Genomic DNA, 6967 nt, shown 5'->3' with positions numbered 1-6967 from the left:
CACCCCGCGTCGAATATGCGTTGAGCGAGAAAGGTGTTTCCTTGATTCCCTTACTCGATGCGATCTGCGACTGGGGTCTTGCGACGACACCACGCAACCAATTGATGCGCACATTATGCGACGAGTAAGCCCCCGCTCCATGAGCAGGGGCTTTTCGTTAGCGTTCGATTTGTTCGCGTACTTGACGGCGGAACGTCTGGATATCGTAGGCCGGTTCACTTGGACTGAACTCAATCCCGTCAATCAGACGAGCGTTTTGCACCGTATCCGGAAACTCGATCCGTGTCAGCCATTCAAGCGTCGTCTCTTCATGGCGTCTTGGGAAAGCTTGCTCGAGTTGAGAAGCAATCTTCAGCAACGGGTGATGACTATAACGTTTTGGAACATGCGTTCGTACCTGTTTGGAACGTTTGACAGTCTGTTCCATTTCAATCGGAATGACTTTTCGCTTCCGGATGACGTACAGCGTGATTGCAACGAACAATACAGTCACGATTGCCGTCACGATCCAAATCCAATGTGACGTTCCCGCTTGGACCGTTGCTTGTTTGACGTCTTCCACGCTTTTGATGTTTTCAAGTCCCATCGCGCGGTTCGTCATGTTGTCCGCTTTTCGTCCGAGTGGCTCCGTCCAAAGGAAGAGGGAGCCAAATGCTTCAAACAGCGGTCGGATCGAATTCGTCACGGACCCTACGAGTGCTTCCTTCGTCAATCGAAAAAGACCGGCTAAAAGGAGCCCTAACGTCAGCATCAGACCAACTGTTGAGAAGATACGTCGCCATTCTGTCATATAGGTGACGACGAATGGATACGCGACGACAAGGAAGAGGAGCAAAAAGGCACCAAGCGGTGGAGTCACACCTGGGAATAGAATCATCACGCCACCGACGATCAGTCCACTTGCGGCGTAACGCCAAGCTGACTCGACCGTATCAAGAAATGCGGTCCAGGCGACGAAGATAAGAGCTAAAATACAAGCAACCGGAGATAGAATGAACAGTAATCCCGCTGCGAGTAGCTGTAGTCCAATCCGAAGCGAGCGGTGCGGCACGAAGGCAAGTGCCGGGAAAACGAGTGCTAGATAGAACGGAACGGGTAACAGACTCGCTAGGAAAATCCACCAGAGAATCATGCGCTCACCCCTTTCTGCCGATGACCGAGATGGATCTCTGCCGTCGTTGACGGAACGCTCCGTTGTAAGCGTTTCGTGAAATAGCGGCGCTCGAGTGGTAAGTCATATTCCGAGATCCGGGCAAGACATTCCATCGTCCGCAGGAACTGATGTTTCCCCGTACCGGACGGGACATGATACCACTGACCCGTTCGATTGACCATCGAGATCCAAAGACTGTAGGAAGCGCCTTGTTTTTCGAGTTCGCGGATGATTGTTGCGGCACGCGATAAGAGTTTCTCGAAGTCAGAGCGGAGGGCGAGCCCGTCTGCTGACAGACCATCTACGATCACGGCATAATCATGATTACGTTTCCGATCATATTGATACGAATACAGTTCGTTTGTCTTTGCATAGGCAGACCAATAAATCGATTTCGCGTCTCCGGAATAGGGAACGACTGAATGAAAACTCGAACGATCCGAAAACGGACTCGAACGATCAATCGTCTCACCCGGAATCATCCGCTCGTTCCACTCGACGGACGCTGGCGCGAAGTCTGGGAAGACATGCCCAAGTTCCTGGATGTCGAGCGTGATATAGATCGTCATCAGATGAAACGGATCCGAGATCATGATGTCAAACGATTGAATCCGAATTGTTCCTCGCTGTGCAGCGATGACATCGATTGAAAACGGGACGATCGTCTGTTTACCGACATACATGTGTTGACGCCAAAACTGACTACTCGCGTCAGGAAGCTTGATTTGATCCCCGAGTAGACCGGAAATCGTAATCCGTCCAAGCGGTAACTTCGTCGGATTCGTCAGCTCGAACGGAATCTGGATCGCTTCTTCTCGGAAAGCACGGACTGTCTCAAGGAGGCGGACGTGGATCCGCTTCGCGACATATTCAAGATAATAGGGCATCACCCAGCCGTATATCGTATAGGCAAATAATAAAGCCGCCATCCAAACAGGACCATAGAGTCCGACGATGATCCCACTTGCGCCCGTCATGGTGAGAATGATGAGGTTAAAGGCTTTTGGTGTGATCAATTGCATGATTACACCTCAGTTGGAACGGTGAGTGAATCGAGAACCTGCTGGACGAGACGTTCGTTCGACAACTTCAGCGTCGCTTCAAGTGTTAGGACGAGTCGGTGAGCGAGAAGCGGCGTTGCTAAGTGTTTGACGTCTTCTGGTGTGACGTACGTCCGCTCTTGCATCCAAGCACGCGCTTTTGCTGCCTTTAAAACGGCGAGTGTCGCTCGTGGACTTGGTCCAATCTCAACGTCACGATGGGCGCGGAGTGCATCACAGACATCAAGTAAGTAATTTTCGACGCTGTCCTCAATCGAGACCGCAACCACTTCCTCTTTCCAGTCGTTGAGTTGTTCAAGTGGAATGTGTAGATCGGCTGCGGTCAGATGCGCTCCACGTAACAATGCTTTTTCCGCTTGACGCGTCAAGGGAGCGAACGACAACTTGAACAAGAAGCGGTCGAGTTGCGCATGGGGGAGCGGGAACGTGCCGTGTCCGTCGAACGGGTTTTGTGTCGCGATGACAAGAAAGTGTTGGGGTAGCGTATACGACATATCACCAATTGTCACTTGCGCCTCTGCCATGGCTTCAAGGAGAGCGGACTGGGTCCGTGGAGTCGTTCGGTTGATCTCATCAACGAGGACAATGTTGGCAAACAGCGGACCAAACCGTTGTTCGAACGACCCAGTGAGTGGGTTGAACAGCTCCATTCCGAGTAAATCCGTCGGTAACGTATCTGCTGTACATTGAACACGTGAGAATTTTGCATCGAGTGTCTGCGCGAGTGCTTTTGCTAGTGTTGTCTTACCAGTCCCAGGGCGGTCTTCGAGTCAAATATGCCCCTCGGCAAGTAAACCAATCAACAAATGATCAATCACATCGTCCTGACCAAGGACGGATTGCTTAAGTGATGTCCGTAACGTTTGAAACATAAATGATTCCCCCTTTAAGATGCTTTGTATTTCTAAAGTGTACGAAAATTCAGAAAAAACCGCTAGTGATTTTCCTAAAACGATTGGTCTAGAAATACGTCTACCTTTTATACTACCATTTTCATCCAAAAGTTTCGTGAAATATCAAAAACATTGAAACAGGATTAGGAAGTCATTTATCGAATAATGTATTTAGGGTTGCTAAGATAAGGAGGAATGGACTCATGAAACAATACACTACGGAATCCGATACCACTCCAGTCGTTCAACATGACGTCGTCCATAGTCCGCTCGATGATTACCAACGCGTCGTTTCCGGAGGTCCCCCGAATCGTCGTGCCTTTGCCGCGATCGGTCGACTCCCAATCGGATTACGTTTGCTTACGTATACGCTTGGTTTCTTATTCACAGCAAGCATCCTCACTGGACTCATCATCAGTCTACTTGATTAAAAAAGACTCCCTCAGCGCACCGAGGGAATCCCATCATTCTTCAAAGAGATCATCCATCAGCTCGGTGATCTCTTTTTTACGCTCGTTCGTCTCGTTGCGTAAGATCCGAATCGAGCGTCCGCTCCAATCGAGTCGGTCGCCAATCGTCGCTTGGCGCGGTAAACGACTTTTCGGTAACGTGATCGTCTCACGGTCGTCGGTCTCACAAATTGCTAGATCATCTTCAAAATCAGCTACGGTCAATCGCATCTGATACACCTCCGCGTCTAGTTATTCCGGTCGTAAATCAGGCCGGTTCGATTCCTTGATACCGTCACCAGTCGAGATATACTGAATCGTTCCACTTTGATCGGTTCGGTCAATCGTAATCCGTTCTGCCTTCAGTTCTTGTAAGACGGAAGGACGTGGGTGACGATAAGCATTGTCCTTTCCGGCTGAGATCAAGGCACGTTTTGGTGATACAGCTTGTAGGAAGGGCAGGGAGGACGATGTGTCTGCCCCGTGATGTCCAAGCTTTAAGACATCAGCACGTACATCGGTGTTTGACTCGAGTAATTGTTGTTCAGTTCGGATCGGCGCGTCGCCCATGAAGAGGAAGCGGTCTTGTCCATGTTCGACCCGAAGGACGGCACTCCAGCTGTTAAGATCCTGTGTCCCGTCTGTTAGAGGAGCAAGGAACGTAAAGCGTGCGGCTTCACTCGGTATTTTAAGACCTGCCTTAACTGACTTGATCGTCACCCCTTCGCGTTTGACGGCAAGGAGGAAATCGCGATACGTCTCCGTCGTATGCGTGACTCGCGGGGCATAGACGCTGTCGACTGGAAAGGCATCGAGGACGGTATCGAGTCCACCGATATGATCGGCGTCCGGATGTGTCGCAATGACCGCTGTTAAGCGTTTGATACCCAATTTTTGCAGGTAGCGGACGACATCCTCGCCTTTGCCGTTATTCCCACCATCAATCAAGATCGCATCTTCCTTCGTTCGGATGAACGTACTATCTCCTTGACCGACGTCAAAACCATAGATCTCCATCTGTCCTGCCGTCGGGGCAGGGGGTTCTTCGTCCCGTGTCGTATAGAAGATGACGATTAAACAGAGTGCTAATAGAATCGTTGATCCCCATTTCAACATGTCGGTTCCTCTTTCTCGAACAGATACAGCATGCCATTGCGCGGATGACCGAACCGTGGTCCGCTGTAACCGCGTCGTTTTAAGGCAGCGCGCATCAGAATCATCATGCCGCCGTGACCGACGAGTAGAACCCGTTCGTCGTCTTCGAACATTAATTGATTTAAGAGCACTTCAATCCGTTCATTCGCATCCTTGATTTCGGCTTGAATTCGTTTACTGAACGGGGCTGCGAATCGACCGAGAACCGCCCAGCCGAGGAACGGTAATCGGAGATTCGACCGAATCGTCGGAAACGGCACTTCACGCAGCAGATCCGTCACGATGATTTCTTGATCATAAACGCTTTGCGCCGTCTGGACGGCACGCGGCATACTACTGGCATAACAGACTGTCCAGTCAATCTGACCGAGCTCGACCGGTTGAATATCGATCTCTGACGTATCATACCGTTCAATCCATTTTTCAATATCGCTAGCGCTAATCCAGCCTTTCGTCGGATATCCTTCCGTCACCCGGTGATGCCTGACTAATCCAATTTGTTTCATATGTCGTACGACGGATTAAACCGTCTCCCTCACTTTCATTCATCGTTTACAAAGCGACACGGATTGCCAGTCCACATAAAATCGCTCCTAAGATACTGAGCAAGCTCCCGATGATGTAATATTCCGCAAAGCGGCGATCTTCAAACTGTTTAAAACGAGCCAATGCCTTCAAGGCAATGATGAAGCCAATGGCTCCAGTTGTATTCGTGACAACGAGCAGGGTGATGATTGCGCGTTCGACGAGACCGATATAACGTCCGATCCCGCTTAATTCCGTCGTATAACTGCGCGCAGAATCTTCGACTTCGTGCGTGACGGTCCGCGAGATGCCGTCTAACTGCTCTTTGCGTGTCACTGTCCGCTCGAAATGCGCTTCAATCAACCGCGGCGCGAATGGTGCGAGCATCAAGGCGATTCCGTGACCGAGTAACTCCGTCGTCACTAAACTAAAGCAAAGAATCCACAGGATCTGCTCCGGTCGCGAGAACGACAACGACCAATCGATCGGAACGAACACCCATGTCAAGGTGATGATGGCAACGATATGTAACGCTTGATCGATCCAGTACGCTACTGCTTGTTTGACGCGGCGTTTGAGCGGTGAAGCATCGAGTAGGGCGTGAAACACGAGAATGCTGCCTCCAAGCCATCCGGCGATGTCGATGGTCAATTCCCCTTGGATGACGAAGAACGCAAGCACAAGTAGCATCAGAGCCGCATGAACGGCAAGATGTTGGAGTAAGATGCGTTGGTGTCGATGTTTCAGTTGTGCCATTCGTTTCGTCTGTAATGGAAAATCAGCAAGTAGATGGACAAGTAAAAGACTAAGTAAGACGGTCACCGAATCGCCTCCCAGACTTGGAATTGCTCCAGTGCCTGGGTCAAGGCAGCTTCAAGTCGCTTCCGTTGCTTACGCTGCGAGCGGGAGACGAGTTTTGCGACATTTACGCGGGCATCTTGTTCCTTGAAGCCCATCTTCAGTCCGATCTCTTCATACGTATCATCCGGATATCGATCCATCAACCGGTGCAGTTCAATCTGACGGTCCGTCTTCCCGAAGTAAGCCGGATACAGCATTTCGAGATAACCGTTTAGCAAGGTAGTCGGTAAGTAGGGCGGTCCAGCAAAGGCAATCCGTGACGGAAGCGTCTTCGCTAATTCCTGTGCTTCGAAAGCATGAATGATCGCACTACCATTGGCTTCTTCAGCCCGCGTCGTCGAAATCGTCTCATATTGACCAAATCCAATCCCGATGTAACCTGGCAATTCTTGATTCAATAAGTGCAGAATGACCGGATAACTAACCGGATAATCCGCGAATACCGCTAGTAAACTATCGCCGGATTTGATTTGAAACGGAACAATACTCAATGGAAATGCTGTATTCAAATCGTTCGCGAGTACACGAAGCGCTTGAAGTAACGCTTCTTTGCTCGGATAATCGCGGGAGCCTTTGACATCAAATGACAAAGCAACAGCTTGCATGACGATTCCTCCAATTCATTTGTTACCACAATCATGGAAACATTTAATTTGTTACCGTTAAAAAGGTAACATTTGCAGTGTTACTGTTATTAGAGTAACAAAGAATAAGGAGGAAGACCAACAGGACGATAGACCGATTTTTAAATGGCAGGGAGGATAAATGAATCTGACTAAAATATCATTTTTTTATTTAAGTTAACATAACATATATTATCAATAGTTATAAGAATTTGTCTCATAATCAAGGTAAACTTAAGATAGTGAG

Annotated in this window: 10 protein-coding genes and 1 pseudogene; 2 read left to right on the top strand and 9 right to left on the bottom strand. The window is 49.4% G+C overall.

Annotation, left to right across the window (positions count from 1 at the left end):
* Positions 1 to 20: 20 nt before the first annotated feature.
* Positions 21 to 128: a hypothetical protein gene (locus B2751_RS00250; RefSeq protein WP_349679875.1), complete on the top strand. Its 108-nt coding sequence runs from the start codon at positions 21 to 23 to the stop codon at positions 126 to 128.
* 29 nt (positions 129 to 157) lie between these two features.
* On the opposite strand, the gene B2751_RS00245 is transcribed toward B2751_RS00250, so the two are convergent.
* The 4 genes and pseudogenes from B2751_RS00245 to B2751_RS15235 all read right to left on the bottom strand — a co-directional run.
* A complete protein-coding gene (locus B2751_RS00245; protein ID WP_290771968.1) occupies positions 158 to 1132 on the bottom strand; it encodes a hypothetical protein in 975 nt (324 codons plus the stop codon).
* The gene (locus B2751_RS00240; RefSeq protein WP_056061433.1) at positions 1129 to 2175 is read right to left on the bottom strand and encodes a DUF58 domain-containing protein; all 1047 of its coding nucleotides are present in this window, start codon (positions 2173 to 2175) and stop codon (positions 1129 to 1131) included. Before B2751_RS00240 ends, B2751_RS00245 begins: the two co-directional genes overlap by 4 nt.
* 2 nt (positions 2176 to 2177) lie before the next feature.
* Positions 2178 to 2483, bottom strand: a complete 306-nt coding sequence (locus B2751_RS15240; protein WP_414655209.1) for an AAA family ATPase — start codon at positions 2481 to 2483, stop codon at positions 2178 to 2180.
* A 129-nt stretch (positions 2484 to 2612) separates the two neighbouring features.
* Positions 2613 to 2972 (bottom strand): annotated as a pseudogene (locus B2751_RS15235) (AAA family ATPase); the annotation flags it as partial.
* A gap of 338 nt (positions 2973 to 3310) precedes the next feature.
* Between B2751_RS15235 and B2751_RS00230 the strand changes: the two are divergent.
* Positions 3311 to 3538, top strand: a complete 228-nt coding sequence (locus tag B2751_RS00230) for a hypothetical protein (RefSeq protein ID WP_035407964.1) — start codon at positions 3311 to 3313, stop codon at positions 3536 to 3538.
* Positions 3539 to 3571: 33 nt separating this feature from the next.
* Here B2751_RS00230 and B2751_RS00225 read toward each other — a convergent pair whose 3' ends face one another.
* Genes B2751_RS00225 through B2751_RS00205 form a run of 5 tightly spaced genes read right to left on the bottom strand, consistent with a single transcriptional unit; the run spans position 3572 to position 6702 of the window.
* Complete coding sequence (locus B2751_RS00225; protein ID WP_290750423.1) at positions 3572 to 3787, bottom strand: DUF3006 domain-containing protein; 216 nt, start codon at positions 3785 to 3787, stop codon at positions 3572 to 3574.
* 21 nt (positions 3788 to 3808) lie between these two features.
* Positions 3809 to 4669 (bottom strand): ComEC/Rec2 family competence protein, encoded by an 861-nt coding sequence (locus B2751_RS00220; protein ID WP_414651178.1) that lies wholly within the window; start codon positions 4667 to 4669, stop codon positions 3809 to 3811.
* On the bottom strand, positions 4666 to 5217 hold the full coding sequence (locus tag B2751_RS00215) for a histidine phosphatase family protein (RefSeq protein WP_035407960.1): 552 nt from the start codon (positions 5215 to 5217) through the stop codon (positions 4666 to 4668). Before B2751_RS00215 ends, B2751_RS00220 begins: the two co-directional genes overlap by 4 nt.
* Before the next feature lie 46 nt (positions 5218 to 5263).
* The gene (locus tag B2751_RS00210) at positions 5264 to 6058 is read right to left on the bottom strand and encodes a DUF3307 domain-containing protein (RefSeq protein WP_290771965.1); all 795 of its coding nucleotides are present in this window, start codon (positions 6056 to 6058) and stop codon (positions 5264 to 5266) included.
* Positions 6055 to 6702: a hypothetical protein gene (locus tag B2751_RS00205; protein WP_290771962.1), complete on the bottom strand. Its 648-nt coding sequence runs from the start codon at positions 6700 to 6702 to the stop codon at positions 6055 to 6057. The genes B2751_RS00210 and B2751_RS00205 overlap by 4 nt, the downstream gene beginning before the upstream one ends.
* Positions 6703 to 6967 lie beyond the last annotated feature (265 nt).

The sequence above is a fragment of the Exiguobacterium sp. UBA6282 genome (assembly GCF_002440475.1).
GTDB lineage: Bacteria > Bacillota > Bacilli > Exiguobacteriales > Exiguobacteriaceae > Exiguobacterium_A.
This window is presented reverse-complemented; position numbering and strand designations above follow the sequence as displayed.